General features: G+C 40.7%; 7 protein-coding genes. 2 read left to right on the forward strand and 5 right to left on the reverse strand.

Annotated features, from left to right (window positions below):
* Positions 1-34: 34 nt before the first annotated feature.
* From QQK21_RS21765 to QQK21_RS21785, 5 genes are all read right to left on the reverse strand, one after another.
* Positions 35-610: a DUF2913 family protein gene (locus QQK21_RS21765; protein ID WP_284194272.1), complete on the reverse strand. Its 576-nt coding sequence runs from the start codon at positions 608-610 to the stop codon at positions 35-37.
* Between the two features lie 592 nt (positions 611-1,202).
* Positions 1,203-1,595, reverse strand: a complete 393-nt coding sequence (locus QQK21_RS21770) for a hypothetical protein (RefSeq protein ID WP_284194273.1) — start codon at positions 1,593-1,595, stop codon at positions 1,203-1,205.
* The gene (locus tag QQK21_RS21775) at positions 1,592-1,990 is read right to left on the reverse strand and encodes a hypothetical protein (protein ID WP_284194274.1); all 399 of its coding nucleotides are present in this window, start codon (positions 1,988-1,990) and stop codon (positions 1,592-1,594) included. Before QQK21_RS21775 ends, QQK21_RS21770 begins: the two co-directional genes overlap by 4 nt.
* Complete coding sequence (locus tag QQK21_RS21780; RefSeq protein WP_284194275.1) at positions 1,983-2,978, reverse strand: ParB/RepB/Spo0J family partition protein; 996 nt, start codon at positions 2,976-2,978, stop codon at positions 1,983-1,985. Before QQK21_RS21780 ends, QQK21_RS21775 begins: the two co-directional genes overlap by 8 nt.
* A 2-nt stretch (positions 2,979-2,980) precedes the next feature.
* A complete protein-coding gene (locus QQK21_RS21785) occupies positions 2,981-3,748 on the reverse strand; it encodes a ParA family protein (RefSeq protein ID WP_284194276.1) in 768 nt (255 codons plus the stop codon).
* A gap of 491 nt (positions 3,749-4,239) precedes the next feature.
* Between QQK21_RS21785 and QQK21_RS21790 the strand changes: the two genes are divergently transcribed.
* Both QQK21_RS21790 and QQK21_RS21795 read left to right on the forward strand, forming a co-directional pair.
* Positions 4,240-4,992, forward strand: a complete 753-nt coding sequence (locus QQK21_RS21790) for a tyrosine-type recombinase/integrase (protein ID WP_284194277.1) — start codon at positions 4,240-4,242, stop codon at positions 4,990-4,992.
* Between the two features lie 306 nt (positions 4,993-5,298).
* On the forward strand, positions 5,299-5,688 hold the full coding sequence (locus tag QQK21_RS21795; protein ID WP_284194278.1) for a hypothetical protein: 390 nt from the start codon (positions 5,299-5,301) through the stop codon (positions 5,686-5,688).
* Positions 5,689-5,943: the final 255 nt, after the last annotated feature.

Here is a 5,943-nt window from a genome sequence, read left to right on the forward strand (position 1 = left end):
TTGGAGGTTTGATCTTATGATTCGGGCTAAACGATTAGAATGCGGTGTTTATGATGCGCTTACCGTCTGTTTGAACAATAGTAGCGGTATACGGATGGATAAAATTCACACACTCAACGACTCGATAAGGTTGGGGGGTTTTTACCCAAAAACTCAAAGTTTTAGTTTGCCGGTTTTCCTCGTCAAACCCCGTTTCAATCTCTTCCTGTGTCATATAAAGAATGTCATCTTTCACTTCATCGGCCAGCTGGCCATCGGGCGCTAACCTTGACGAATAACCATACTGCTCGCATAAAGTATTGAACAGAATATACAGTTCATCAGCCTGGGAGAATTTAGCTCGATAGTCTAAGTTCATTTGATGAAGCTCGAATAACCTCACCAGCAAATTCCCGCCCTTTCGTGCAATACTGATCATGGTTTTGATATCTTTTTTGCACACGGCATACCTTGGGCGATTCACCTGCACTTTGAGATATTTCACGAGGATATCATTGCTTCTCTTTGGGGGAATAAATCGCGTGCTCTGCGCCTTTTGCATCATAATATGCAGCAAACTATGCAACACCACCTCAGAGAACGTCTGATGATACTTCAACTTCAAACTCATAACGTTTTTCACTCCAACGTACATAACAACAAAGCCAGCGAGCCCCCTACCCTACAATCAATATAGGCAGAATATCTAACACGTTTATTTATCGATATTCATGTATGGCTTTCACTCAGGAAGTAAGATCGTATCGGACCCCACACTGAAATGCAAAAGGCCATATTCGCACCAAAGATCAGAAAAACGATCATTTTGGCGCTTACGAGCCGAAAATCGGTCGAAACAAAATAGCGCAACAATTCGTTAACATTTGGCAAAAATCTGTAATTTAATTACAGACTGAAAAAGCGGGCTTCAGATAAGAAGAGGGGCAATTTTAGTCATTTCATTGAGCGAGGAAGCACAAAGGGGTAAAACCGCTGCTCAACTTTGAGTTTTAACATAATATACCAAAAACCACCTCGATCTGTAGGTATGATTTCGTAGTGTGGTGATTAGGACAAAAAACGACTACGAAAATGGTCATGAATCAGAGTCTATTTCTTAGTATCATTGTGTTTTAAATTTTGCATGCAAAATTCAAAGATTGTTTTTCTTCTATTACTTCTCATACTTCACCTTTACACTAAGGTAATAAGCACTTGGTTTATTACACATTACCAAAGAGCGTGAGCCCTTTTTCTGTCATGCGATAATAAATCATGACTGAATTACGCTTGAACGTGGCTGTTTGTATAGGCTTGCCATTTTTATCTATCACTAGGCGCTCAATAAACCCTGCATTTTCTAATACACTAAAGCCCTTATGGATATTACTGATCGTTTTGTGGTTTGCCATGCATTGACGAATTGAGTTAGAGTCAAAATAAATCTGTCCGTCATCACTTTCAAAGCGTTCCGCCTCTCCTCGGTCCTGACCTCTCGTAAACAAATTAAGTAGTGTCATTATTTGGAAACAAACCGATTGGCGTGGTAAATCGCAAAGCTCGGCTAAGTTCTTTATGCTGTTTTTGAACTGCTCATTGTACTCTGCAGTGCTCATTGTTTGTTCTCTTGCTGTGCTTGATACGCAATGTCTAACCATTGGCCAGTCAATTCAACCCACTGTTTCGAAATAGGGTGTTTATTTAGAAGTAAGTATCGAGCAGCGATTGCACGCTGCGACTCATTTGTTGGTGTCCAGTGGTGCGCAATTAAATAATCGAATGCAGACCGACATGCCCACTGAGGGGCATCATTATTTTTCACCCAATGCTTTAACATCTCTCCTGGCGGCGCTTTTCTCTTGGCGATATATTTTTTTTTAATAGCAATGTCAGTTAAGTATGCCGCTGCTTGGCTGCTAGAGCCAGAAAACATCAAGGAAAACCATTTTATCAAACTGGCACGTTCTGGGTTTACCATCAGTGCCAATCTTTGTTTTGCTGATTTAATCAAGGTGATACCCAACAATCTCAACATCAGCAGCTGGGACAGTCATCTTAGCTGGGGAGTTATCGAGCAACACGACAATTTCCCCTTCTTTTGACTGACCGGTTAAGTCAATAATTCCAAGCTGATCATCTAAGCGAATACGAATACCTTGAGTGCGAACACCACTTTTCATCTTATTCTTTTCGTTAGTTCCGGATTCTGGAATAGGGGATTGAGTAGTTTTGCTGACGCTCCGTTCTGGCTCTGGTGATGATTGTGCTCCCGCCGTTACAAGAGCCGAGAGTTCATCTTTAGGAGCGCTTGCTTTAATCTTCTTCTCTGTCTTTAACCGTTTGGTCAGCTCCTGAGCATCTTTTCGAGAAATGACCTGTGACTCATCAACAAACTGAGCGGTTTCATCGGGGTTAATCTCATAGGCAATACGCAGAGAGTTAATTGTATCGACATCACCAATTTTATTATCAAGGTAGGCTAGTTGCACCTTTTCTGGCGCTTGTGCTGCCTTGATAGCTGCAGATACTTTAGATTCAGATATACCCAATGCTTCGGCGACTTCTTTATTTTGGCTAAAGTTATACGTTGCTTTTATCAGTGAGTAGGCATTACCTTCCTCAATGGGGTTTAAATCTTCACGTAAAATATTTTCCGACACCTGTGTTAAAAGATCGCCCTCACCAATAATGCACTTAACGTGTGTGATTTTGTCAGAATCCATAATGGCCCGCCAACGCCGCTCCCCCTCTTGGATAAGGTATCCGCGATCGTCCATTTTGCCTACACGACAAGGCTGGCGCTGGCCATTTTTTTCCATGTTAACACGGAGCTCATCAATGGTTTCTTGTTTAAACACTTGCCGTACTTGAGGGTTTGAGTACAAGGCGTGTTTGGGAATATCAACGACTTGTTCGCTATTACGAAGGGTTTCATCATATTCATTAAAAATATCATCCACTTTAACGTTGGAACGTTGTAGATTGCTCTTTCTACTCATCGTTAGACCCCTTCAATACGTAACATAAACTCATCAAAAAAAGCATTAAAGCCGTAGGTTTCCGCATGTTTTGGCATGTATTCTGCGAGCGAAAGCCCTTGACTGGCCGCTTCATTAACCTTGATGGTTTTGTATATGCTATTGACAAACATCATGTCGCCATAGTCGTTGTTTAGCTTGTCAGAGTATTCCATTTGCGTCTTTGTCGGCTTCTTATCCAACTGATTCATCACAATCCCTGCCAAGCGTAAGTTTTTGTTATTCCTTTGTACTTTTCGCATTGTGGTTATAATCGTTGATACCGCATTGACAGATTGAGGCTCAGTGTGTGTGATTATGAGTAAAAAATCAGCCACACTTAATGCAGCATGTTGCAACACTCTCGATGATGGGGGGCAATCAAGCAGTATGTAATCATATCTCTCTTCGATGTTATCAATAGAGCCAAGGAAATTATAGATTTCATCCATTTCGATGCGCTCAATACGCGAAGAAGTGGTGATAACATGAACGCCATTTTCAGCTACGTATGGTTCTGGCGTACTTTCCTCTTTAAACATTCCCCAAACACAAGAAGGGTGCTCATCACTATAGTCTTGCTGGCGTAACAGTGATGAAGCAAAAAGATGGCTTAGACCATTACCTTGCGGATCTAGATCAATAACCAAAACACGTTTGTTCTTAGCATGAAGATTTCGCGCTAAATTAATGCAAGTAGTGGTTTTACCAACGCCACCTTTTTGATTTGCAATTGCAATGATCTTACTCATTTAGTGTTCTCCTTTGAGAAGAGCGTTAACGCCCATTTGATGATTTGTTTTCACTTTATGACTTTATAAAAGTAAAGTCAATAGGAGAATATAAGAATTTTGCATGCAAAATTTTATTATCTTCATTTTCTTGCTCTCTATCTGCAAAATCAGTGTAGACAAAAATAATCTCTCAGACTGTTATTTGGCACATTCAGGTCTCATTCTTTTCGGCCCGTTGTCGAAAACCGTCAAAATGCCAAGACCACGACAACAGGGGAGGTGCACTATATATGGCATATAAATTTAGGTAGCAATAACTATATATTGTGTTTTAAGGAGCATTGACCGCTCATGTCCTTTTGATCATTCTTACCTTTTATTTTGCAAAACTTCTCTATAGAGATAAACTCACCAATGACATTTGATCAAAAGGATCATTAATTTTCTTGTCTTGACTCCTTTATTTTGGCCACAATATAGTGACATTTTTTTCTTCAGGTGATGACAACATGACACTCCCGCACACGGTCGCCCTTTCAAGGCTAACAGCAGCACCGCTCGTCTCACCGAATTTCGAGGCACTGATCAGCATTCGTCCTCAGCTGCTCCAAAACTGTGAAGATTTGCCACCGTATTTATTGTTGCCGGAAGTTGAACGACTCTTAATGGCCGCTCCCAATCGTCATGCTGCCATTATTTTTAATTTGTTGTGGCAAACAGGCGCGAGAATTAACGAACTATTAGCCTTGAACTTTGATGATATTGAACTGTTACACGGTCACGATGACGGTATGATGATCACCTTGCGTACCTTGAAGCAACGAACAGGAAATAATCAGAAACCACAACGCGGCAGACCGAAGAGGGGACTAAAACGTGAGGTTGGAGTATGGTGCCCGAAATTGCGCCATGAGATCATTGAGTATAAGCGAACATTTAAACGTAGTAATGACAAACCACTCTTAGTTAATCCGCAAACGAAACAACCTTGGTCAGCACAGATGGTGAGAAACTGGTTTAAAGAAGCCGCAAGCGCGTTGGAGCAACAAGGACAAGCTTTACCTATCGATGTGTCACCACATGTTCTTCGTCATAGCTATGCGATTCATTTGCTGCTTCACCATGTTGATATCAACACCATCAAAGAGAACCTTGGCCACCGCTCATTGAAATCAACTGAAGTCTATACCACGATTTGGAAATCTGAACGCTACTATAATCTAAGAAATGTGCCTTTTCGGTCAGCACTGACAACATCATGACCATCCGTAGAAGTGGCAAACATTAAGCCTGTGATAAAATTTTGCATGCAAAAGTGTATTCAATAGCCCATCAGTAATAACCATCATTTCTAATAAATATAGGCCCTAAACGTAGGACTTTTTCCAAATACCAAACTGAGCCAAATCGTACTCATCATCAAAAAATATCGCCAGTGGTAATTTCAAGTCGCTAACATGAACTTGTCGGGGAGCTGGCCGCACATACCATTATCTGATATGGCTTGTTTAGCCCCCACCTTTAAGCAATAATGGAAACAATTAACTATATGAAATAAAGGTAAAAATGTGAGTATTTGTAGATTCAATGTTGATAACTTCACTTACAATATCGAAAGTAATTTAGAGGCAATGGGACTTCCTGTACCACAAACTATATTCGGTAGCGTGACAACAATGTCTGGGGCTCTAGCAAGTATCGAGGCCGCGTTAATAACAAAAGCTGCGGATATGCCAATAACAGCAGTGGTAGGAAGAGCAGCAGGAACCACAATAACCAGCTTAACCGCAGCAGGCTATGCAGGTGCCATTATAGGGTCTGCATTGATGGCGTCGAAAAGAGCGACATCATGTAGTAAAGAAGAGTTTAAGAAAGCTTTTCAAGCTCTTGGCTTTCCATCATGGGCAGCAGAAGATGCCTTAAATGGGCCTCAAGGCCAGAATATGTTAAGGAAATAGTGATGGCGTGGATTAAGGATCGTGCTTTACTAATTATTGTTTCGATATTTGCTGCTATAGCTGCATACCTTTTTTGGTACATTCTAGGAGAATACGCCTTTATTATATTTTCTTTAATAGCTCTATATGCTTACATAGTGGAACGTCCAAAATTAAAAAGTTATCGAAATAAAATTAATTGATATTCATATAAGGGGTATTGCGCCCAATTCACCGATAAGTTCCACCTAATCCTATTTCATCAATATTTTCATA

The organism is Vibrio zhanjiangensis (assembly GCF_030161235.1).
GTDB classification, from domain to species: Bacteria; Pseudomonadota; Gammaproteobacteria; order Enterobacterales; family Vibrionaceae; genus Vibrio; species Vibrio zhanjiangensis.

Excerpts from the sequence above, each read along its gene's own strand:
- QQK21_RS21765 (WP_284194272.1), bottom strand. The coding sequence starts at position 610 with ATGAGTTTGAAGTTGAAGTATCATCAGACGTTCTCTGAGGTGGTGTTG.
- QQK21_RS21780 (WP_284194275.1), bottom strand. The coding sequence starts at position 2,978 with ATGAGTAGAAAGAGCAATCTACAACGTTCCAACGTTAAAGTGGATGAT.
- QQK21_RS21785 (WP_284194276.1), bottom strand. The coding sequence starts at position 3,748 with ATGAGTAAGATCATTGCAATTGCAAATCAAAAAGGTGGCGTTGGTAAA.
- QQK21_RS21790 (WP_284194277.1), top strand. The coding sequence starts at position 4,240 with ATGACACTCCCGCACACGGTCGCCCTTTCAAGGCTAACAGCAGCACCG.
- QQK21_RS21770 (WP_284194273.1), bottom strand. The coding sequence starts at position 1,595 with ATGAGCACTGCAGAGTACAATGAGCAGTTCAAAAACAGCATAAAGAAC.